The sequence below is a fragment of the Acinetobacter rudis genome (assembly GCF_031157835.1).
Lineage (GTDB): Bacteria > Pseudomonadota > Gammaproteobacteria > Pseudomonadales > Moraxellaceae > Acinetobacter > Acinetobacter rudis_A.
Window position 1 is genome coordinate 17,289 of the sequence record NZ_JAVIDR010000010.1, and the last position, 22,098, is coordinate 39,386.

Annotated in this window: 23 protein-coding genes; 18 read left to right on the top strand and 5 right to left on the bottom strand. The window is 39.2% G+C overall.

All coding sequences use genetic code 11. The features are described from left to right. Positions 1-34 precede the first annotated feature (34 nt). Positions 35-742 (top strand): histidine phosphatase family protein, encoded by a 708-nt coding sequence (locus tag RFH42_RS10105; RefSeq protein WP_308975559.1) that lies wholly within the window; start codon positions 35-37, stop codon positions 740-742. Positions 743-888: 146 nt separating this feature from the next. On the opposite strand, the gene rpsT is transcribed toward RFH42_RS10105, so the two are convergent. Then, positions 889-1,158 (bottom strand): 30S ribosomal protein S20, encoded by a 270-nt coding sequence (gene rpsT, locus RFH42_RS10110; protein WP_308975469.1) that lies wholly within the window; start codon positions 1,156-1,158, stop codon positions 889-891. 216 nt (positions 1,159-1,374) lie between these two features. Here rpsT and RFH42_RS10115 point away from each other — a divergent pair, with 216 nt between their 5' ends. Genes RFH42_RS10115 through RFH42_RS10125 form a run of 3 tightly spaced genes read left to right on the top strand, consistent with a single transcriptional unit; the run spans position 1,375 to position 3,415 of the window. Next, on the top strand, positions 1,375-2,046 hold the full coding sequence (locus RFH42_RS10115; protein WP_308975470.1) for a nucleoside-diphosphate sugar epimerase: 672 nt from the start codon (positions 1,375-1,377) through the stop codon (positions 2,044-2,046). 5 nt (positions 2,047-2,051) lie between these two features. Beyond that, positions 2,052-2,564: a ribonuclease E activity regulator RraA gene (rraA, locus tag RFH42_RS10120; RefSeq protein WP_308975471.1), complete on the top strand. Its 513-nt coding sequence runs from the start codon at positions 2,052-2,054 to the stop codon at positions 2,562-2,564. A gap of 56 nt (positions 2,565-2,620) precedes the next feature. After that, positions 2,621-3,415, top strand: coding sequence for a glutathione S-transferase N-terminal domain-containing protein (locus RFH42_RS10125; RefSeq protein WP_308975472.1), 795 nt, complete (start codon positions 2,621-2,623; stop codon positions 3,413-3,415). Between the two features lie 124 nt (positions 3,416-3,539). On the opposite strand, the gene RFH42_RS10130 is transcribed toward RFH42_RS10125, so the two are convergent. Next, positions 3,540-4,022 carry a hypothetical protein gene (locus RFH42_RS10130; protein WP_308975473.1) on the bottom strand — a complete coding sequence of 161 codons (483 nt, stop codon included), beginning with the start codon at positions 4,020-4,022 and terminating at the stop codon, positions 3,540-3,542. A 149-nt stretch (positions 4,023-4,171) separates the two neighbouring features. Continuing rightward, positions 4,172-5,077, bottom strand: coding sequence for a lipid A hydroxylase LpxO (gene lpxO, locus RFH42_RS10135; RefSeq protein ID WP_308975474.1), 906 nt, complete (start codon positions 5,075-5,077; stop codon positions 4,172-4,174). Between the two features lie 237 nt (positions 5,078-5,314). Between lpxO and RFH42_RS10140 the strand changes: the two genes are divergently transcribed. The 7 genes from RFH42_RS10140 (at position 5,315) to pepN (ending at position 12,157) form a co-directional block, all read left to right on the top strand. Further along, positions 5,315-5,548, top strand: a complete 234-nt coding sequence (locus RFH42_RS10140) for a hypothetical protein (RefSeq protein WP_308975475.1) — start codon at positions 5,315-5,317, stop codon at positions 5,546-5,548. A gap of 112 nt (positions 5,549-5,660) precedes the next feature. Next, complete coding sequence (locus tag RFH42_RS10145; protein ID WP_308975476.1) at positions 5,661-6,290, top strand: 2'-5' RNA ligase family protein; 630 nt, start codon at positions 5,661-5,663, stop codon at positions 6,288-6,290. 2 nt (positions 6,291-6,292) lie between these two features. Next, positions 6,293-6,808, top strand: coding sequence for a bifunctional adenosylcobinamide kinase/adenosylcobinamide-phosphate guanylyltransferase (cobU, locus tag RFH42_RS10150; RefSeq protein WP_308975477.1), 516 nt, complete (start codon positions 6,293-6,295; stop codon positions 6,806-6,808). Between the two features lie 3 nt (positions 6,809-6,811). Next, positions 6,812-7,870, top strand: a complete 1,059-nt coding sequence (gene cobT, locus RFH42_RS10155) for a nicotinate-nucleotide--dimethylbenzimidazole phosphoribosyltransferase (protein WP_308975478.1) — start codon at positions 6,812-6,814, stop codon at positions 7,868-7,870. Between the two features lie 6 nt (positions 7,871-7,876). Then, the gene (locus RFH42_RS10160) at positions 7,877-8,530 is read left to right on the top strand and encodes a histidine phosphatase family protein (RefSeq protein ID WP_308975479.1); all 654 of its coding nucleotides are present in this window, start codon (positions 7,877-7,879) and stop codon (positions 8,528-8,530) included. Between the two features lie 11 nt (positions 8,531-8,541). Further along, positions 8,542-9,300, top strand: a complete 759-nt coding sequence (locus RFH42_RS10165; RefSeq protein ID WP_308975480.1) for an adenosylcobinamide-GDP ribazoletransferase — start codon at positions 8,542-8,544, stop codon at positions 9,298-9,300. 247 nt (positions 9,301-9,547) lie between these two features. Then, positions 9,548-12,157: an aminopeptidase N gene (gene pepN / locus RFH42_RS10170; RefSeq protein WP_308975481.1), complete on the top strand. Its 2,610-nt coding sequence runs from the start codon at positions 9,548-9,550 to the stop codon at positions 12,155-12,157. 91 nt (positions 12,158-12,248) lie between these two features. Here pepN and glnG read toward each other — a convergent pair whose 3' ends face one another. Then, positions 12,249-13,715 carry a nitrogen regulation protein NR(I) gene (gene glnG, locus RFH42_RS10175; RefSeq protein WP_308975482.1) on the bottom strand — a complete coding sequence of 489 codons (1,467 nt, stop codon included), beginning with the start codon at positions 13,713-13,715 and terminating at the stop codon, positions 12,249-12,251. Then, on the bottom strand, positions 13,702-14,811 hold the full coding sequence (glnL, locus tag RFH42_RS10180; RefSeq protein WP_308975483.1) for a nitrogen regulation protein NR(II): 1,110 nt from the start codon (positions 14,809-14,811) through the stop codon (positions 13,702-13,704). Before glnL ends, glnG begins: the two co-directional genes overlap by 14 nt. Positions 14,812-15,171: 360 nt before the next feature. On the opposite strand from glnL, the gene rimO reads away from it, so the two are divergent. The 7 genes from rimO to rseP all read left to right on the top strand — a co-directional run bounded on the left by rimO (position 15,172) and on the right by rseP (position 22,061). Next, positions 15,172-16,515, top strand: coding sequence for a 30S ribosomal protein S12 methylthiotransferase RimO (rimO, locus tag RFH42_RS10185; protein WP_308975484.1), 1,344 nt, complete (start codon positions 15,172-15,174; stop codon positions 16,513-16,515). 56 nt (positions 16,516-16,571) lie between these two features. Next, the gene (gene pyrH, locus RFH42_RS10190; RefSeq protein WP_308975485.1) at positions 16,572-17,303 is read left to right on the top strand and encodes a UMP kinase; all 732 of its coding nucleotides are present in this window, start codon (positions 16,572-16,574) and stop codon (positions 17,301-17,303) included. A 71-nt stretch (positions 17,304-17,374) separates the two neighbouring features. Continuing rightward, positions 17,375-17,929 carry a ribosome recycling factor gene (gene frr, locus RFH42_RS10195; protein ID WP_308975486.1) on the top strand — a complete coding sequence of 185 codons (555 nt, stop codon included), beginning with the start codon at positions 17,375-17,377 and terminating at the stop codon, positions 17,927-17,929. A 6-nt stretch (positions 17,930-17,935) separates the two neighbouring features. After that, positions 17,936-18,685 (top strand): polyprenyl diphosphate synthase, encoded by a 750-nt coding sequence (uppS, locus tag RFH42_RS10200; RefSeq protein WP_308975487.1) that lies wholly within the window; start codon positions 17,936-17,938, stop codon positions 18,683-18,685. Further along, a complete protein-coding gene (locus RFH42_RS10205) occupies positions 18,685-19,509 on the top strand; it encodes a phosphatidate cytidylyltransferase (protein WP_308975488.1) in 825 nt (274 codons plus the stop codon). Before uppS ends, RFH42_RS10205 begins: the two co-directional genes overlap by 1 nt. Further along, positions 19,510-20,706: a 1-deoxy-D-xylulose-5-phosphate reductoisomerase gene (ispC, locus tag RFH42_RS10210; protein WP_308975489.1), complete on the top strand. Its 1,197-nt coding sequence runs from the start codon at positions 19,510-19,512 to the stop codon at positions 20,704-20,706. Positions 20,707-20,708: 2 nt separating this feature from the next. Then, on the top strand, positions 20,709-22,061 hold the full coding sequence (gene rseP, locus RFH42_RS10215; RefSeq protein WP_308975490.1) for an RIP metalloprotease RseP: 1,353 nt from the start codon (positions 20,709-20,711) through the stop codon (positions 22,059-22,061). Positions 22,062-22,098 lie beyond the last annotated feature (37 nt).

Consider the following 22,098-nt stretch of genomic DNA (forward strand, 5'->3'; position numbering starts at 1 on the left):
AGGAAATGTCTTGCTGAACTTGTTACCCCAGTCGATGTTTGATGGCATGGACTTATTACCAGAATTGAGCACGCCTGTGACTTTGTTTACACGACATTCTCTTCGTGAGATGGCTTCTGGGCAGGGGGTGGCGGGTTATGATTTACAGTTAACTGCGCAAGGTCGAGAGTTAGCGCAGTCATGGGGGGCTCATTTAGTTGAACATAGTCAGCGTGAGTTACAGTATTGTATTTCTAGCCCAATTCAGCGTTGTCGAGATACAGCAACACTCATGATTCAAGGGGCTGAAGAAGTGGGGCAAGATTGCTTAAATACTATTGATGTGGTTTCTCAGGGTTTATTGGTTGAGCCTGGTAGCTTTGTGGTGGATATTCAGCAGGCTGCACCATATTTTCGTCGTCAAGGTGCTTTAGGATTTATTAATAGCTTTATTAATCAACGACTACCAGGTATGAAGCATCCAGTATATGGTGTATTGGATGTCCTTGAATTGATTTATCACAGTCATCCAGAACAAAAGGCTGGTCTAAGCCTTGCTGTGAGTCATGATACGATTATTGCAGCTCTATTGGCTGTTATTTCACAGCGACAGCATATTTCGGTACAGGATTGGCCAGAAATGATGGAAGGTCTTTTTGTTTGGTTTGAGGGGAATGATTTTGCAACAAGTTGTATCCATTGGATATGGCGAGGTGAAAAGCATACACGATGCATTGAAGAGCTAAAGCAACAAACCACATAGTCTTTGTTAGATACGACTCATATGTTATGTATACGTGGGATATGATCTTTAATGTAAGTTAAGTTTTTATTGTAATTTATAATGAGATTAGTTTTTGTGGTTAAAAAAACAAAAAGCCCATAAGGGCTTTTGTTTTTTAATGCGACTTAGTTAGAAGCTAAAGCTTTAACTTGTGCATTTAAACGGCTCTTATGACGAGCAGCTTTGTTTTTATGGATGATACCTTTATCAGCCATACGGTCGATTACTGGAACTGCTTTTTTGTAAGCGTCAGTAGCGACAGCATAATCACCAGTAGTGATTGCAGCGATAGTACGTTTGATATAAGTACGAACCATAGAACGTAAGCTTGCGTTGTGTTTGCGTGCTTTAACGTTTTGACGAGCACGTTTTTTAGCTTGAGCAGAGTTTGCCACTCGTGCACTCCTTGAAATAGATTGGTCTGGGCGGGCTGAAATTGCAACTGAAGCCAATTTCAGAAGAATTGTCACCAGCCCGTAAACAAGTGCCATATTTTGATTAAACAATGCATCGAAGTCAAGTCTTGATGTGCTTTGACTTGGTTTTAATGATAGAAATAAATCAGTGAACCCTATGTTTTTGGTTAGATTTTACAGAAGGATGTATAAAAAATGTCAAACATTATTCAACATGCTGTTGTTATTGGTGCTACAGGGCTGGTGGGTAAGCAGTTGATTACAATGCTGAATCAGCTTAACCATTGTCAGAAAATTACCGCTATAGTTCGTAAATATGAGCCAGAATTTGAACAATACAACAAAGTGAAACAGATTGTGTGTGAAGATTTGACAAAGTTAAGCGCAGAACAGGTTGTTATGTGTAGCCATGCTTTTAGTTGTCTTGGGACAACGATGAAAAAGGCGGGATCTAAGGCTGCATTTTTTCAGGTTGATTTTAATTTAAATGCACACTTTGCACGCTTATTTGTAGGTACAGAAGTACATTATTTGCTTGTAAGTGCACTAGCAGCAAAGGCTGATTCATTATTTTTTTATAACCGAGTAAAAGGTGAGTTAGAAAACGAGGTGCAGCAACTGGGGCTGGCAAAAGTTTCTATTATTCGACCTTCTTTATTGCTCGGTGAGCGTAAGGAACAGCGATTACTTGAACAAGGTGCACAACGATTATTTACTCATCTAACGAAGGTATTGCCACAACAATTTGCTTTTCGCCCAGTAACGGCAAATCAGGTGGCTCAGATATTGATTGGGGCAGCCGAAAGGCAAATAGAAAATTTCTTGATTTATGATAACTTAGCTGTGCAAAAAACTTTTCAAGGATAAATAACATGCAAACAGCGACTTTCGTCACTTGTGACTTATTAGATGATCATCCAAATCTAGATATACAAGTATTAACTCCTTCTTTGGATGGTAAGTTTTTTCAAAGTTTTGGAGCACGTAAAAGTTTTGCAGGACAAATCGTTACTGTGAAATGCTTTGAAGATAATTCACGCGTTAAAGAGCTACTTGCTACAGATGGTACAGGTAAAGTTTTAGTCGTGGATGGTGGAGCTTCAATGCGCTGTGCCTTAATGGGCGATATGATTGCTGAGTCGGCAGTAAAAAATAATTGGAATGGTGTTGTAATCTATGGCTGTGTTCGAGATGTAGATGCAATTGCAGAACTGAATCTAGGCGTACATGCATTGGCTGCAATACCACGTAAAAGCCATCGTCAGGGCATAGGCGAAGTTGGAATAAGTTTGTATTTTGGTGGGGTGGCTTTTCACAATGGTGAGTATCTATATGCAGATAATAACGGCATTGTGGTTGCTCAGGAAAAACTTATCGATTGTTAATAGGTTTTTTATGGCACAGCCAAAAAACTAATAATAATTTAAATTAAGGTAATAGCATGGTGAATCATCATATTAAAGTAACACAAGCAATACTTTCATCATTGACTGAAGGTAGTCGTGGAATGTCTGGTACAGCATTTCCGATGCAACCTAATCGGGCACTTAAACTTTACGAATTTGAAGGTTCACCATTTTGTCGACGTGTACGTGAAGTGATGACGCTATTGAACCTCGATTATGAAGTTTATCCCTGCCCAAAAGGAGGGGAGAAATATCGCAGTGTGGTGAAAAAACTGGGTGGAAAAATGCAGTTTCCATTCTTTGTTGATGAAAATACAGGCGATCAACTGTATGAGTCACAACAAATTATACAACACCTATTTAAACACTATAGTGCTACAGGTAAGACACCAAGTACGTATCGGTATTATCCTAAACTTCCGTTTGTTGCATTTGCTGGTACATTGATTAATGGTGCAAGAGGGGTGTGGGTAAATAAAGCGATTAAACAACGTGAAGCACCAGCTGAATTATTACAATTGTGGGGATTTGAATCGAGCCCTTTTACACGGATTGTACGTGCGTTGTTAACTGAGCTTGAATTGCCTTTTGTATTCAACAACGTAGCAAAAGAACGTTGGCAAGATATGGGGCTCGCTAGCTTCCGTTTAAAGCCAGGCCCTTATCACGCCATTAAGGCCGGTAAACGAGCAAAAATCATTGAATTGATGGGAAGACCAACACAAGATATTCAAGTTCCTTATTTGGTTGACCCCAATACCAATGTGGCTTTATTTGAGTCAGCTGAAATTGTGAAGTACTTAGAACAGCAATACGGCACACCTGAATAAAGCGTTGAATTGGCTTTAAATACAATCTAGTCATGATTTAATAAAAAGGCCTCATCAATACGCATTGATGAGGCCTTTTTGTTTTTGGTGTTTTACTTAGTAACACACTTACCATGCAGTCGTATTATTCAGTAATGACTTGACCAACATAACCTTTAATAAAAGTCAGGTAAGCAGATGATTTATGACCATCAGCAGTAAGTACTGGGCGAACAATTTCCCCTTTGTCTGTACTAAGTTTTAGGTCAATTTCTTTTGCATTGTGAAACGAATTGAGAAAACTTACTGGGACAATGATTGAATTGCTTGAAATTTTATTTTGGGCTTCTGTACGATATTTTGTTGCTTGAATAGTTGAATATTCATAAGGTTGGCCATCAATAACGAAATTGAATTTTTTAATATCGTACTGCTCTGGATTATTAATTTCAGCAGTAATTTTAAACCCATTACGTTGTTCATCATTCCAACGCATTGCAATTTCTGGACAAACTTCGTTAGCAGCACAGATAAGAGGTCCTTTAGTTACAACACGTTCAGGATAAGAACCTGCACAAGCAGAGAGTAGAAGAGCAAGTGTTGAAGTCAGGGCAAGTTGGATTTTCATATTTTACCTATGTTTTAGGATTGTTTTTTACAAGTATAAATGGATTTAACTTAAAATACTCCACCCCTTAAAGAAATAATAGGGTGGAGTATTTATGAGAGATTATTACTTATTATCTCTATAAGTTGGAATATCTCATCGCGTCCTGATTAGAGGATGGCTGGAATCATAAGCACACAGATCAAAATTGCAAATAATATCCATTTGTAAATATAGTATAGCGGTTTGTTGCGGGCCTTGATTTCACGGCCTTTAGCATGTACTGCATAGCCATATTTAAAGACTTTATTAATAGCACCAGTTTTATCTGTTGCATCATTTGGAGAGCTGGCACCAGACATCACATTACGACCAAACCAGTAATTAAAGGATTGTGCCCATTTCCATTTCATTGGTCTTTCAATATCACAGAACAAGATAATACGCGTTTGGTCAGTATTATTTTGAGCCCAATGAACATAAGTTTCGTCAAAAAGAGTTGCTTCGCCATCACGCCAAGAATAACGTTGTTGATCAACCTCAATAAAGCACTGATCATCGTTAGGGGTACTTAAACCTAAATGGTAGCGGATAGAACCAGCATATGGATCACGGTGTTTACCAAGATAACTGCCTGAAGGTAGTTCGGCAAACATTGCTGCTTTTACACTTGGAATCTTTTCAAGCAAGGCAACAGTTTGTGGGCAAAGTTGTCGAGCTGATGGATGAGTATCTTGATACCATTTTAGGTAAAAGCGTTTCCAACCTCGTTTAAAGAAGGTGTTAAAGCCTGCATCATTATTACTTTCAGCTGCTTTGATTTGATCTTGAAGCTGTAAAGCTTCATCACGAATAACTTTCCAGTTTTGTTGTAGAACTTCCAATTCTGGAAACTGTTTTGGATCAAAAAAAGGGTCTGGGGGTAAGCGTGAAAATCCTGTCATAAACATATTGATCGGACCAAGAAAAGTCGAATGATCAAAAAATTGACGAGAGAATTTTAATCGCTCTTTGCCTCGAAAGTGAGCATAGAGCAAGCTAATGAAAAACACCGATATAATGATGACCACATACATAATTATTTATAGTCAGACAATAAAAAAGCCAATTCTAACCTAGGGCTTAGTTAAATAGACTTGGGCTAGGATAATATATTGTAAAAAAGTATTTGTATTTCACTGTATTGTCATATGGTTAAATGTTCTTAAAAACAAGGAATGTTGAAATAATGCGCATCGGAATGTTAAAAGCTGGACTGTCAGATAAAACCTGTTATAACTGAAAATAAAGCGTGATAAAAAAAGGGGTATCCGATGAAAACCACAGTGAAGTATATTGTTTTGAAAAGTAAGGATTATCAATTAGGCACTTCGCTATTTGAAGAAGAACTTGATTGTGATGCTGATTATTTTGATCGTATTCCTCGGGTGATTCGTTATCAGCAACATGATTTCCAAGTGAAGTCGAAAGAATTACAACGTAAACAGATTTTCGATGAGTTCGAAGAGTCTCAAGCGATTGTGGTTAAAGTTATTGCCTTAAATTAAAAGATTTAGCTGAATTTTAAAAAAATAAATGAACAACAGCATCAAGATCAGTGTTGTTGTTCTTTTTGTGTGATACTTAGCAAGGTTACTTTTCTATACGTGGCATCAAAAAATGTCTTCGGTGTTTTTAACAGCACAACAAACTACACTCGCAACTACACAGTCTGATTATCCAGAATGGCATTTAAACCGAAAAAAATATGCTTTGTGGTATTTGCAGCTAGAACAGCAAGACTGTATCGATTATTGCCAACAACTGAGTCAACATTTTTCTGACTTTATTATTCAACCTATGCAGCGGCAATATCATATTACTATTTTTGTTTGTGGATTTTTAGGACAACAACAAGTCTATAACGATGATTTTAGTCATGAGCAGTTTATTCAACAGCGCAAAAAAATTGCACAACTGAATTTATCACCTATTGTTTTAAATACAGCTAATGTACGTAGTTTTCGTTCATCTTTATTTGTTGAAATTGAAGATTCAAAACAGATTTTGCAACAATTACGCCAACAAATGGGATTGTACGCGCAGGAAATTAGAGCACAGTATTATGTGCCACATCTTAGCTTGGGTATTTATAATAATAGCTATTCTTATGCTCAAATTCAGGCAGCTATAGATGCACTAGAGCAACGATCGTTTGTTTTAACATTTAAACAGTTACATTTTGGTTATTATCAGGCGCAATGCTTGCAAGGTCCGTTATATGCGGAACACACACTTCAATTGGATTAATCATGTTGCAATTTATTTTAGGTGGTGCACGTTCAGGAAAAAGTCGATACGCTGAACAAATTGCACTTGCGCAGAATCTACCCGTCATCTATGTGGCTACAGCACAGGCATTAGATGCAGAAATGCAGCAGCGTATTTTGCATCATCAACAACAGCGTCCAGCAGACTGGAGTTTAGTTGAGTCCCCACTTTATTTGGCGGATGAATTACTTAAAATAGATTGTGAAGGTCAAGTGATTTTAGTTGATTGCTTAACTTTATGGATGAGTAATCTCTTGCTTGATGTCAACTCAAACACACAAGGTCTACAGTGTGAAAAATTACTCGCTGTTTTACCAAAACTTAAGTCACATGTAATTTTAGTCAGTAATGAAACAGGATTGGGCGTGGTACCAATGGGGCAGTTAAGTCGTCAGTTTGTAGATGAATCTGGGCGTCTACATCAGCAAATTGTGCAGTTGGCAGATACAGTAACTTTTTGTGTTGCTGGTTTACCAATGCAATTAAAAGGAGAGTGAACAGTGCAATGGTATCAACAGGCTTGTCAGCAACCGAGTCAGCATAGTCGAGAGTTGGCTGAGCAGCGTCAATCACAATTAACCAAGCCAACAGGTTCACTTGCTGAATTGGAGCAAGTTGCAATTCATTTGGCTGCATTACAAAACACATCGCACCCACAATTAGACCGACCATGGATTTGTATTTATGCTGCAGATCATGGTGTTATGGCAGAGAAAATTTCTGCTTATCCTCAGATTGTGACTAGACAAATGTTACATAACTTTATGACAGGTGGAGCTTGTATTAGTGTAATTGCTCGTGAATATGATGCTCAGCTCGATGTCATTGACTGCGGTACAGTGGGTGAACCCTATCATGTTGATGGCGTGTTACAGGTGCCTGTATCGGCAGGAACTGCTAATTTTGTTGAAACTTCAGCAATGACACTTGAACAGTGTTTGGCTGCATTAGAAATAGGAAAAAGCAATGTAGAAACGGCTTATGCTGAAAAAGCATCTATTTACATTGCTGGAGAAATGGGAATTGGAAATACATGTTCAGCTTCAACGTTGGCATGTCTAATCCTTGATATGGAAGCTAAGACGCTAACAGGTGTTGGAACAGGTTTGAATGAAGCTCAGTTGCAACACAAAGTTCAAGTGATTGAGCGTGCAATTGCCTTACATTCGCCTAAATTAAAAGACCAAGGTATTGATATTTTATGTGCTGTTGGTGGCTTTGAAATTGCTGCAATGGTTGGGGCTTATATTCGTTGTGCTCAGATAGGATTGCCAATTTTAGTTGATGGCTTTATCAGTACTGCTGCTGCCTTGGTTGCTTGTCAGATTAATCCTCAGGTACGTGATTGGATGTTATTTGGTCATCAGTCGGCTGAGCGTGGTCATGTTTTATTATTAGAAAAGTTAAAGGCTAATCCATTATTGAAACTCAATATGCGTTTGGGTGAAGGAAGTGGAGCAGGTGCGGCTTTGGGATTGATTCATTTGGCTTGTCGTTTACATAATGAAATGGCAACCTTTGCTGAAGCTGCAGTTATTGGCGACAAACTTAAAGGTTAAGGCCGAATGCTACGTATTGATGTATTAAGGCATGGTGAAAGTGAGTTGTCTGCCTGCTTACGCGGTTCGCTGAACGATGCTCTAACACCACAAGGTTGGCAGCAAATGCAGCAAGAGGTTGCTAATGTTGTTGATGTATATAGCAATCAATTTAATTCGACACTTGTACCTTGGCAGGCAATTTGGACTTCTCCATTACAACGCTGTGAGCGCTTTGCCTCTGATTTATCTGAGCGTTTGAACTTGGATCTCTATAAGAGTGCAAAATTTCAAGAAATGCATTTTGGTGATTGGGAAGGGCAAACGACAGCACTGCTCTATCAACAATATCCAGAGCAATTGGCCGAATTTTGGCAACATCCAACACAATTCACTCCACCTTCTGCTGAATCATTAGAGGTATTTCAACAACGGGTGTGGAGTGGATTAGAACAGATGTTAGTGCAAATGCAGACATTGCAATTAACACATGTTTTATTAGTGAGTCATGGTGGAGTGATTAAGTTACTAAAATGTTTAGCTTTACAACAAGATTTAGATTTGATTCTTACTCAGTCTGCTGAACTTGGACAGCTCTATCGTTTTGAACTGACATTTTCACGGTCACAACAACTTTGCATTCGTTCTGTTGAGGCTAATGTGCGAGCAACTCCCGAATAAAAGGAGGGTGTATGACCCCATTTCTTATAGCACTTCAGTTTCTGACGATTATTCCTGTCCATTTAAAAGCGATGCCTAGTGATACTGAGCAAAGCCAATCACTGCTTTACTATCCGTTGGTCGGTGCTTTGATTGGTGCTGTATTATATGGGGTTGCACTCTTATGTAGTGGACTTCCTCATATTATGCTGGTGAGTTTAATTTTTGTATTGTGGGTTGTTCTAACTGGCGGTTTGCATTTAGATGGTTTAGCAGACAGTGCTGATGCTTGGGTCGGTGGATATGGTGATAAAGATCGGACCTTAGCCATTATGAAAGATCCCTCTTGTGGGCCAATTGGTGTGTTGAGCCTGTTGTTACAGGGCATGATGAAGTGGTCAGCACTCTATGTATTATTGCAACACCATGAGCTCATGAATGCATTGATTTTATTTCCAGTTTTAGGACGATTGGCAGCATTAATTTTACTCAGCACTACGGTTTATGTACGTGCCCAAGGTATTGCCCAGGCCCTTGTTGCGCATCGTTATTCTTTTGGAATGTGCTTGAAGTTGAGCTTGGTCACTTTGTTGAGTTTGCTTGTTGCAAGCTATTGGTCATGGCATGGGCTAGTGTCTGTAATGGCACTATTATTAACAATTTTTATTTTACGTACTGTTTTTGTTCGCCGTGTGGGTGGGGTTACAGGCGATTTGTTAGGTGCGAGTGTTGAGCTCAGTGAGACAGCTGTACTATGGAGTTTTGTCTTAAGTTACTTCATCTTAGTTTAAGTGAGTACAGCAGATGTTGGTCGAGTAGAGCTTAATGTTACTATTGCATAAAATAAAGACATTTATAGCGTGATTAAATTGAAAATCAGTAAGCCTAACCCGATATAGAGGCTATGACACTCAAGGTCTCATTATATTGGTATGTCAATTGAATCATTACTATAACGAAGTAGATGACTTGGCATATGATTAGTGAATTGATAAAAGATAAAGTTAAGACGATTTGGCTCAACAAAGAGGGCAATTTATGAATATCGCAGCAAACCCAAGTACGGACGCAAATCAAACGATTTATTTGAAAGACTATCAAAAACCAGCTTATCTTGTGGATTCGGTGGAACTCGATATTCAAGTCTATGCAGATCACACTCAAGTGAACAGTGTTTTAAAAATGCAGCGTCAAGCTGCTGGGGATCTAGTTTTATTGGGGCGTGATCTTGAGCTACTTAATGTGCGCCTTAATGATCAATTGCTTACTGCAGTAGACTATCGTTTGGATTCAGAGCAGTTAGTGATCTTAAATGCACCAGAACAAGCACTATTGGAAATAGAAGTGCGCATTCATCCTGAAACAAATACGATGCTTGAGGGTCTATATCAAGCTGGCGGTGATTTATTTGTTACGCAAAATGAGCCTGAAGGTTTCCGTAAAATTACCTTCTATCCAGATCGCCCAGATGTACTTTCTACATTTACAACACGTGTTGAAGCCGATAAAAAATATCCAGTATTACTTGCTAATGGTAATTTGATTGAGAAGGGCGATGTTGATGGACAGCGTCATTATGCAATTTGGCAAGATCCGACTAAAAAACCAAGTTATTTATTTGCCTGTGTTATTGGTGATCTGGATGTACTACGTGACCAATACACCACATCAGAAGGTCGTGAGGTTGCATTAGAAATTTATGCAATATCTAAAGATATTCCAAAATGCCATATTGCAATGCAAGCATTAAAGCATTCAATGCGTTGGGACGAAGAGCATTATGGTCGTCCCTATGATTTAGATAACTATATGATTGTAGCTGTTAGTCAGTTCAATATGGGGGCAATGGAAAATAAAGGCCTGAATATTTTTAATACCTCTTGTGTGTTGGCAGATGAGGAATTTACTACTGATGCAGCAATTATGCGTGTACAGTCAGTCATTGCCCATGAATATTTCCATAACTGGACAGGAAACCGTATTACTTGTCGTGATTGGTTCCAACTTTGTTTAAAAGAAGGCTTGACGGTGTTCCGTGACCAGTCTTTCTCTGAAGATTTACAGTCTGCAGCAGTGCAACGTATTGATGATGTTGCAGTATTAAAAGCACACCAATTTCCTGAAGATGCAGGCCCACTATCACACCCACCACGCCCTGACCATTTTATTGAAATTAATAATTTCTATACAGCAACAGTCTATGAAAAAGGTGCGGAAATTAACCGTATGATGGCAACTTTGTTGGGTAAAGAAAAGTTCCGCCGTGGTACAGACGAATATTTCCGCCGTCATGATGGTCAGGCTGTTACTGTTGAAGATTGGATTGCGGCATTAACTGCAGGCTCTGGTGTAGATTTATCTGCCTTTTTACTTTGGTATAACCAGCCAGGTACACCTAAATTACAGGTGCAAGCAGAGTATAGTGAAGAAAAGCAAAGCTATCGTTTACACTTAAAGCAAAGTTTAAAGGCCAATGCGAAGTATCCAAATTTACAAGCATTACCAATTCCTGTTGCATTAGCGATGTTTGACCCACAAACAGGTGAGCAATTGGTGTTAAATTGCGATGTATTAGTGGCTAATCAAGTGAAAGACGCTGTTTATTTGTTTGATCAAGAGCAAGCAACAATTGAATTTAGTGGATTGAAACAGAAGCCAGTACTTTCTTTACTACGTAATTTCTCAGCACCTGTGAACTTGGACTTTGATTATTCAGATACTGAACTGGCTCAGCTATTGCAATTTGAGAGTAATGGTTTTAACCAGTGGCAAGCAACTCAAACTTTATTAGAACGAATTTTACTGGATGATCACCCAGCGCAAATCTATTTGGATGCAATCAAGAATACGTTACCAGCCATTGTAGAACGAGATCCATTGTTGGCATCTCGCTTGTTTGATGTACCAAGTGAGAACTACTTGGCTAGTCGTATAGATCAAGATTATCAACCAGAGCAAGTCCGAGAGAAACGCGAACAACTATTAAATTCTTTGGCTAAGGCTTTGTCCACTTGGGTGAAAACTTGTTATCTATCACTTAATCCTGCTACACAAACTGATTTTTCACAGGCAATGGGTGTTCGTGCGCTGAAAAATATTATGCTGGGTTTGTTGGCACGACAAGGTGATGCTGATGTATTTGCTATGGCAGATCAACAATATAAAACCACAGCCAATATGACTGAGCGCTTAGGGGCGTTAAAAATCTTGCATTGGTATAATGCTCCTCAAGCTAAAGCTGCATTACAAGATTTTTATCAACGTTATAAGGATGAAGCTTTATCACTAGATCAATGGTTTATGTTACAAGCAGCGCATCCACAAGTGACTGCTGAGCAAATTACTGCTTTAACTACTCATCCTGACTATGACCTAGGAACACCTAACCGGTTCCGTGCTGTTACAGGGGGCTTAAATGCCAATCCAGTAAATGCATGGAGCTTTGGTGTAGCGCATATCGTTGAATTGTCTTTATATCTTGATGAGAAAAATCCAATTGTAGGTTCACGTATTTTACAACTTTTAGCTCGTTGGTATACGTTAGCTGAACCCAAGCGCACGGAAGTCCGCAGTGTATTACAGCAATTGAAAACTCAGTTTAAGTCAAAAAATATGGTTGAGACCATTAATACGATGCTAGAGGTCTAATGAATAGCTGAGTTCACTATAGATCATTCAGTGAATATAAAAATAGCTGCTTTAAAGCAGCTATTTTTTTGGACAATGCAAAGTCTAAAGCTTAAATTTTTAATTCCTCTTCATCCTCATCATCAGCAGAGTCCATACCGAGTTCTTTGAGTTTACGTGTAAGTGTATTACGTCCCCAACCCAATAATTCGGCGGCATGGCGCTTGCGTCCACGGGTTTGTGCAAGTGCAGCTTGAATTAAGGTGCGCTCAAACATTGGAATCGCAACTTCAAGTAATTTCATTTCACCATTTTTGAGTTTTTGTTCTGCCCATTGCTCTAGGAGTTGATCCCACTGTTCTGGTAAAACTGTTGTGGTGGTATCAGTTGATACTGATATTTGAGGAATAGGAATTTGTTTGAGTTCATTGGGTAAGTCTTCTGGATAAACTTCACGACTTGTTGTCATGACTGTTAACCAACGACAAGTATTTTCAAGCTGGCGGACATTGCCGGGCCAAGGCAACTGTTTCATGTAATCTTGAGTTTCTTGACGCAAAATCTTCGGACTTACATCTAGTTCTTTGCCAGCGCGGGCCAAAAAGTGTTGCGCCAGCATTGGAATGTCTTCAGCACGATTAACCAGTTTAGGAATGTGAATGCGAATAACATTAAGACGATGATAAAGATCTTCTCGGAAGCGCCCAGCTTGTACCTGTTTTTCTAGATCTTGATGTGTAGCAGCGACAATACGTACATCTACACGAACAGGTATATGTCCACCTACACGGTAAAATTCACCATCTGCAAGTACACGTAATAAACGAGTTTGAGTTTCAAATGGCATATCGCCAATTTCATCTAAAAACAGAGTGCCGCCATTGGCTTGTTCAAATCGACCCTGACGTTGGGTATTGGCACCAGTGAAAGCACCTTTTTCATGACCAAATAACTCCGTTTCGATTAAGTCTTTGGGAATAGCGGCCATATTTAGTGCAATAAAAGGTTTATTACTACGCGGTGAGTGGCGATGCAGCGCATGAGCAACCAATTCTTTGCCTGTGCCTGATTCACCATTAATGAGTACAGTAATATGAGATTGTGATAAACGGCCAATGGCTCGAAAAACTTCCTGCATGGCAGGAGACTCGCCAATGATTTCTGTGGTTTGAATTGGCGTCGCTTTAGCTGATTCTTGTTGTTGTAGCTTATTGATGTGCATGATGGCACGGTTGACTAATGCAAGGGCTTCATCAATATCAAAAGGTTTAGGGAGGTATTCAAAGGCACCTGTTTGATAACTAGATACAGCTGACTCTAAATCAGAATGTGCTGTCATAATAATGACAGGTAGATCTGGATGACTGTTTTTTACTTTCGTTAAGAAACTAAGTCCATCAATACCCGGCATACGAATATCAGTTAAGATGACATCTGGCGTAGACTGATGTAATTGTTCTAAGGCTGATTGAGCTTCCTCAAAGCTTGAGACATCAAAGCCTTCTTCTTTAAAGGTCTTTTCAAGGACCCAGCGCATTGCCCGATCATCATCAATAATCCAAATTTTATTTTGTAGCATGATTGGACTCCCAAGGTAAATAAAGACTAAATGTGGTTTTTCCAGATGTAGATTGGCAGGCGATCATCCCGTTATGTTGATGCATAATATTTTGCGCAATGCTCAACCCAAGTCCTGTTCCATTGGCACGGCCTGAAACAAGTGGGTAGAAAATAGCTTCAAGTAATTCTTCGGGAATACCAGGTCCGTTATCCTCTATATCTATACGAATTGTAGATTTGTGTAAGACACCATTAATGGTGACAAGACGTTGAATACGTGTGCGTAAACATAGTGCAGGAGAGTGGTTTTGATAAAATGCTTTGTTTTCCATCATTGCTTGTACAGCATTGACACTAATATTAAGCATGACTTGAATTAATTGGTCACGGTCTGCATTAATTTCAGGCAGTGATAAGTCATAGTCGCGTGTGATTTTTATACGGTTTTTGGTTTGGTTGACAATAAGTGCACGAACACGTTCCAAAGGCTCATGCAAATTCACTTCACTATAACTAGGAAGTTGGCGAGAGCCGAGCATGGTATCTGCCAAATTTCTTAGCCGATCTACTTCACTAATGATCACATCTGTAAATTCGTTATATTGAGGGTCAGCTAAGCTACGTGCAAGAAGCTGTGTGGCGCCACGAATACCTCCAAGCGGATTTTTGATTTCATGCGCAACGCCTCGAATAAGCTGGCGAGTAACTTGATGTTGTTGTGTTAAGCTTTCTTCCTTTGCGATCTTAAGCATACGATCAATCGGCGTTAGTTCAATTAACAACAAAGGAGGGTGTTGCATAGAGGATTGCAATTGTGAAACTGAATAATCCACATGCACATCTTTAAAGTTTACGCTGAGAATCGCTTCGCGCCGTGTATAGCTTTGACCTTTATTTAAGGTGTTTAATAATGCTTCATGGGTTTTAAAGTGATCGTTAGAGCGATGTAAAATATTAAGTACGGGTTGTCCTTTGGCACGCAATAAGCTGAGATCAAACAGTGCCTCACAAGCAGAGTTGAGATAATAGATATTGAGGTTGTGATCAACCAATAAAATAGCTGTGACTAAATTATCCACAAGCAGTTGATAGTCAATGGTTGAGTTTGAAGGCATTAACCAAATAATCCTGTATTAAAAAGGCGCAATATTGCTGTTGTTGTGCGCAAAAATCACCGAAGTGGGGCAATTCAACATTTGTATAGATATTCTTTAGCAAGATGTGCGCCAACTTGAATGTATATAAACCGATGTAGGATAAGCAAAGCACAAGCACGCTGTGTTTTACCCGCCTTTGTTTAAATATAGCGGATGTAGATGGTGCTGCAATTTATTTTTGTTCCAAAATGGTGCTAAATGAGCAATGCATTAAAAAATAGTCACAAAATGGTGCATATTGCAAAGAGTGTGGATTCCACCTGTTTTTATGCGCAGAAACATCATACAATACCACGCATTCTAGTGGAGCACAGATTCATGAAATCCCCCAAAGTCGGTTTTGTATCTTTAGGTTGTCCTAAGGCATTGGTCGATTCTGAACGTATTTTGACCCAATTAAAAACTGAGGGTTATGAGGTCGCATCGAATTATGATGGTGCGGATTTAGTTGTTGTTAATACCTGTGGTTTTATTGAATCTGCAGTACAAGAGTCCTTGGATGCCATTGGCGAGGCCATGAATGAAAATGGTCGCGTGATTGTTACAGGTTGTCTTGGTAAAGATGAAGACAAAATTCGTGAAATGCACCCCAATGTTTTAAAAGTCACTGGGGCAGCCGCATATCAAGATGTTATGGAAGCAGTACATGAATATGTACCTGCACCACCAAAACATAATCCATTTATTGATTTAGTCCCAGAACAAGGGATTCGTTTAACACCAAAACATTATGCTTATCTGAAAATTTCAGAAGGCTGTAATCATCGTTGTACCTTCTGCATTATCCCAAGCATGCGTGGTGATTTAGTTTCACGTCCAGTAGGGTCTGTACTGAGTGAAGCAAAAGCATTGAAAAATGCAGGCGTAAAAGAAGTTTTGGTCATTTCTCAAGATACATCTGCTTATGGTGTTGATACTAAATACAAATTAGATTTTTGGGATGGCCAACCAGTTAAAACTAAATTCTTCGACATGTGTGAAGCTTTAGGCCAATTGGGCATATGGGTGCGTTTACATTACGTTTATCCATATCCACATGTAGATGCAGTAATTGATTTAATGGCGCAATCGAAGATTTTGCCTTATTTAGATATTCCTTTTCAGCATGCCAGTCCAAAAATTCTAAAATTAATGAAGCGACCAGCACATAGCGAAAATACTTTAGAGCGTATAAAAGTTTGGCGTGAAAAATGCCCGCAGTTAGTTATTCGTTCAACATTTGTTGTAGGCTTCCCTGGTGAAACAGAAGAAGACTTCCAAATGCTATTAGATTGGTTGCGTGAGGCACAGTTGGATCGTGTTGGTTGCTTTACTTACTCTCCAGTGGAAGGGGCAACAGCAAATGACTTACCTGATCATGTGCCAGAAGAAGTAAAACAAGAACGTTATGAACGTTTTATGCAGGTTCAGCAAGAAATCTCTGCTGCTAAGTTACAACAACGAATTGGTCAAGTGATGACAGTATTGGTTGATGGGCTAGAAGATGAGTTTCCTGTTGCTGTAGCACGTTCATATGCTGATGCACCAGAGATTGATGGCAATGTATTTGTAGAAGACATTGATAAATCACTTATTAAAGCAGGTGATTTACTTGAAGTTGAAATTACAGATGCCGATGAGTACGATTTATTTGCAAAACTAATCCAAATAAAATCAACCTAAGCTTTAACAGAACACCTTTCAGTGGCGTTTATTAACATATTTGCGGAGTTAAACAGATGTCAGATTCGAAAAATCCACGTTATTCTAGAATCTTATTAAAATTATCAGGCGAAGCGCTTGCTGGTAATAAGGATATGGGGATTGATGCTCAAGTGCTCGATCAGATGTCTTTATCAATCGCACACATGGTTGGCCTAGGTGTGCAAGTCGGTATTGTTGTTGGTGGCGGAAATTTATATCGTGGTAGCCAATTACAAAAAGATGGTTTAGTTGGTCGTGTAACAGGTGACCAAATGGGCATGCTTGCAACTGTGATGAATGGTTTGGCTTTGCGTGATGCTTTAGTTCGTCGCAATATCAAAACTCGTTTGATGTCTGCTTTGCCAATAGGTACTGTTGTTGAATCCTATTCGAGTCGTGATGCAATCCGTCATTTGTCTCAAGGTGAGGTATGTGTATTTGTAGCAGGTACAGGTAACCCATTCTTTACAACAGATACAGCAGCATGTTTACGTGGTATTGAAATTGAAGCGAAGTTGATTCTTAAAGCAACTAAAGTTGATGGCGTCTACAACAAAGACCCGAGTAAATATGATGATGCAGTGAAATATGATCAATTAAGTTTTGATCAGGTTCTAGATGAAAAGCTTGGTGTAATGGATCTAACTGCAATCTGTTTGTGTCGTGATCACAATGTGCCCTTACAAGTTTTTGATATGAACAAGTCAGGTGCTTTGCTTTCGGTTGTTATGGGTGAAAAAGAAGGAACCTTGGTGACAAATTCGTGACCTCTGCCGTAAAGCACTTTATACTGCAACTTTTAAATTTTTAATTTTGAATAAATAGTAAGGAAGATCATATGATTAACGATCTTAAAAAAGACAGTGAATCTCGTATGCAAAAGACTTTAGAGTCTTTGGAGCAAGGATTCGCAAAAGTACGCACTGGCCGTGCACACCCATCAATTTTAAATGGGGTCATGGTTCCTTACTATGGTTCTGATGTGCCGTTAAACCAAGTGGCAAACGTGGGTGTTGAAGATTCACGTACACTGATCGTTCAACCATTTGAGCGTACAATGGTTTCTGCAATTGATAAAGCTATTCGTGAAAGTGATCTTGGTTTAAACCCAATTACTGCAGATTCTATTCGTGTTCCTTTACCAGCATTAACTGAAGAAACTCGTCGTGATATGCAGAAAGTTGCACGTACTGAGGCTGAAAATGCCAAAGTAGCAATTCGCAATATACGTCGTGATGTTTTAGGTGATTTTAAGTCATTGCTTAAAGATAAAGAAATCTCTGAAGATGAAGAGCGTCGTGCAGGTGATGATGTTCAAAAAATTACAGATAAATATGTTGCTGAAGTTGATAAGCGTTTAGCAGCGAAAGAAGCTGAATTGATGAAGGTCTAAATTTGCATGTCTAATGACAACGCAACTGCGCCTCAACATGTTGCCATCATTATGGATGGCAACAATCGTTTTGCCAAAAAAAATCAACTTGATAAAGGCGATGGGCATAGAGAGGGCAAAAATGTTCTCGATCCCATTGTTGAATATTGTCGTGAAATAAATATCAAGGCTCTGACAGTTTTTGCTTTTTCGAGTGAAAACTGGAACCGTCCACAGCAAGAAGTTGAATTGCTCATGCATTTATTAGATGAGACAATTCGTGAACAAATTCCACGTATGGAAAAGTTTCAGATTTCTTTGCGATTTATTGGTGACCGAAGTCGATTATCTGCAGATCTACGTGAATTAATGCAGGAAGCAGAACAGCGTACAGCACACAATACTGCCATGACACTTACTATTGCAGTGAGTTATGGTGGTATGTGGGATATTGCACAAGCTGCACAGAAAATTGCAGTCGAGGTGAAGGAAAACAAACTCGAACCCGAACAGGTCGACAGTGATTTGTTCTCACGTTATGTAAGTTTAGGGGATTTACCTGCGGTGGATTTATTAATTCGCACAGGTGGAGACTACCGATTGTCAAATTTTCTTTTGTGGCAAGCGGCTTATGCTGAACTGTATTTTACCCAGACACTATGGCCAGAGTTTACCACTACGGAATTTGGTCATGCGGTTAATGTATTCATGGGGCGGGAGCGGCGTTTTGGTAAGACTTCAGAACAAATTCAACATGAGAAAATAGAGAAAAAGTAATGTTAGAGCGGATAATCACCGCATTGGTATTGGTTGCGGTTGTACTTAGCTGTATGTTTGCAACAACTTCAGAATATCCAATGTATGTGCTCATGATCATTGCATCTGGCATTGCCGGTTATGAATGGTCAAAATTAATGCCACATCGTAGTGTCAATGTGAATAAGTCCAAGGCGGCGATTTTTGGGCTATTTACTGCTTTGTTCTCAGGTTTGGCTTTATACCTTGGTGACTTAGCATTGCTATTATGGACAGCATCTATTTTAACGTGGATATTGAGTATTAATTGGGTGAAGTCTTATCCAGAATATGATGGTTGGTACAATACCAGTTTGAATATTATTGGCGTAGTGTTAATTAGCGCTGCGGTAACCGCAATTTTTGATGTTTGGCACAGTTCACCATGGTGGTTAATGTATTTGTTCCTTTTGGTTTGGGGGGCAGATAGTGGTGCTTACTTTGTTGGTCGTAAAATGGGTAAAAGAAAACTTGCACCTAAAGTTAGTCCAAATAAGTCTATTGAGGGCTTAATGGGTGGGGTAGTGACCGTAATGCTGGTCATTATTGTTGTGCAGGTGAGTTTCTTAAAAGTGACACTTTTACAACATATCTTGTTCTTTATTCTATCCGTAATTACTGTTTTTAGTTCAGTATTAGGTGATCTTTTTGAGTCAATGATTAAACGTCGTGCAGGTATAAAAGATTCAGGTCGTATTTTACCTGGTCATGGCGGAGTATTAGATCGTATTGACTCGTTGCTTGCTGCAGCACCTGTTTTTGCAGCAGGTTTATGTGTTTTAAAACTTATTGGTGTAGATCTTTAAATGACACAAGCAGTTTGTATTCTTGGCGTGACAGGTTCCATTGGGAAAAGCACGCTAAAGGTTTTGGCTCAACATCCAGAACAATATTCAGTTTATGCACTCAGTGGTTATAGCCGTATGGCTGAATTGGCCGCCATCTGTCAGAAACATCGACCGAAAGTGGTTGTAGTTCCGACAGAGCGAGTTGCAGAATTAACTAAATATTTTAAAGAATATCAGCTAGAAAATATTGAAATCCTAACCGATAACAGCGGCTTGGAGCAAATTGCAGCTCATCCAGAAGTTGATGTGGTTATGGCTGCAATTGTTGGTGCTGCAGGTCTGTTGCCTACTTTAGCTGCAATTAAAGCTGGTAAGCGAGTGTTATTGGCAAATAAAGAAGCATTAGTGATGTCTGGTGAATTGATGATGCGTGCAGCACATCAGTCAAAGGCTTTACTATTACCAGTCGATTCAGAGCATAATGCAATTTTTCAGTGCTTGCCTGCTAACTATATGCAGTTGAATCCGCAAGGTGAACCAGTGTTGGGTGTCTCACAAATATTATTGACAGCTTCTGGTGGCCCATTTCTAACAACAAGCTTAGAACAATTACAACATGTAACTCCAGCACAAGCGTGCAAACATCCAAATTGGTCGATGGGACAAAAAATTTCCGTTGATTCAGCCACTCTTATGAATAAAGGGCTGGAGTTAATAGAAGCTTGTCATTTGTTTTCAATAAAAGAACATTTTGTTACAGTTGTTGTGCATCCTCAGAGTATTATTCACTCAATGGTTCAATATGTGGATGGTTCTACATTGGCTCAAATGGGGAACCCTGATATGTGTACACCAATTGCGCATGCGTTGGCATGGCCAAAGCGGATTTCAACTGATGTTGCGCCCTTAGATCTCTTTACTCATACTCAACTTAATTTCCAAGCTCCTGATTTGGTACGCTTTCCTGCATTGAAATTGGCACGTCAAGCAATGCAAGCAGGTGGAATTATGCCTGCTGTACTCAATGCAGCAAATGAAGTTGCCGTTGCTGCATTTTTAAAACAACAAATCGGTTTTTTAAATATTGCACAAACAGTTGAACATACCCTAAATCAAGTCCAAAATGTTGCTGCAGAATCAATAGATTTGATTTTGCATACCGATAAACTTGCACGCCAAGTTACTGCGCAATATATCAGTCGACTGGGAAGCTGAACATGAATGTCCTTTTTATTATTGCTGCTGCCATATTCCTTTTAGGTCCACTCATTGCAATACATGAATTTGGACATTATTGGGTTGCACGTAAACTTGGTGTTAAAGTTTTGGTGTACTCCATTGGCTTTGGCCCTACAGTATTAAAATGGACGTCAAAAAAATCAGGTATTCAATATCAATTGTCTGCATTGCCATTAGGTGGCTATGTAAAAATGCTTGATGAGCGTGAAGGGAATGTCAGCGAGGCAGAAAGCCATTTGGCTTTTAATCGCCAATCACCTTGGAAGCGTATTGCTATTGTTGCTGCTGGACCTCTTATTAATTTAATTTTTGCAGTACTGCTGTTTTGGATTTTATTTTTACCAGAACAGACACAGTTGAATACACGTATTGGTAAAGTTTTAGAGAACACACCTGCTGCAACTCAACTTAAAGTTGGGGATAAAATTACAGCCATTGATGGTAAGTCAACCGAAACTTGGGAAAAGCTTAATTACGCCTTGGTAGATCGTGTTGGTGAAACTGGTCAAATTTATGTGCAATTTAACCGTGGTGGCGAGCAAAAAACAGCAGCATTACCTATTCAAGAATTCATTAAGGACCAAAGTCAATCTCCTATGGAGGTGCTTGGCTTTTTACCTTATCGCCCATCAGTTCCAGCTGTTATTAGTGAATTGAGTGAAGATGGTGCTGCAATTCGCCAAGGTATGCATGTAGGTGATCAAATCACTGCTATTGATGGTGTAGCCATGCATGATAGCTTTGATGTTATTCGTTTAGTACAGCATTCTCCAGAAAAAATGTTGAATATTGATGTATTACGAAAAGGGCAAACTGTACAGCTACAAGTTATGCCACAAGGACATCGCGATGATATGGGGCAAGTCAAAGGCATGCTCGGCATTAAAATGCAGCAGACAAAAGTGACAATTCCAGCTGAATATAAACAAACAATTCAATATAATCCTGCTGAAGCTTTTGTGATTGCAGTAGAAAAAACTGGTCAACTTTCTACTATGATCCTAAACTCTATGGTAAAAATGGTACGTGGTATGATTGGCCTAGAAAATTTATCTGGTCCAATTACCATTGCGAAAGTTGCAGGACAAAGTGCTGAAATGGGATGGCAAACATTTATCTCTTTCATGGCACTGATGAGCGTGAGCTTAGGAATTTTAAATTTACTCCCGATTCCAATGTTGGATGGTGGACATTTGGTTTATTACATCATAGAGGCGATACGGGGTAAGCCTGTATCTGAAAATATACAAATTATTGGACTCAAAATTGGTATGGTACTGCTCGGAAGTATGATGCTTCTTGCAATATTTAACGATTTTATGCGTTTATAATGTAATTGTTGGAAAATTAACTTTTTTGGAAAAAAAC